Below are 583 nucleotides of genomic sequence, written 5' to 3' on the forward strand. Positions count from 1 at the left end.
CATTGATTTGATCGGCAGACTGAAAACGGCGAATATCTCCCAGTTCACCAATAATACTTGTTGCAGTAGTCTCAGCTATTCCAGGAATAGAGAGCAGAATGTCATATTCAGGTAATGGCTGAGCTAGTTCCACCATTTCGTCTAAGACTGCCTGTCTCTGTTCAGAAAGTCTAAGCAATTCTTTTGTATAGTAACGGACCTCTTCCAGTATTGGAGAGGTTTTCTTGACGGCACAATAAGATTGATTAGCTAGTGCTATAAGCTTCTCGGCTAAGTAAGCCACACGCTTGTCAGAAATCCGTTTTGAAGTGGACAGACGGATGCTCTTTGAGAGTTCATCATTGCTTAACTCAAGTACGCAGTCCTTACAAGGAAAAGCTATAACTAAGTTCCAGTATTGTTCGCCAGATGGTGTCGATAAGATATTTTCCAATTCAGGGAAAGTGACCTGTAAGACCTTGTGCAGGCGGTTTTTAGCTCGAACAATATCCTCGGTCAGATTCTGATAGAAACGGCTGAGATCCCGCAAGTTTTGGTAGACTTCTTCTTGGACATAAGTGGGTTTACGATTCAGCACAAATTG

Annotated in this window: 1 protein-coding gene; it reads right to left on the minus strand. The window is 42.4% G+C overall.

Annotated elements, in window-relative coordinates; translation table 11 throughout:
- A partial coding sequence (locus tag C1G53_RS09065; protein ID WP_153046687.1) for an IS110 family transposase occupies positions 1-583 on the minus strand: 583 nt, incomplete at both ends.

The organism is Streptococcus suis (genome assembly GCF_002960445.1).
Taxonomy (GTDB): Bacteria; Bacillota; Bacilli; order Lactobacillales; family Streptococcaceae; genus Streptococcus; species Streptococcus hyiners.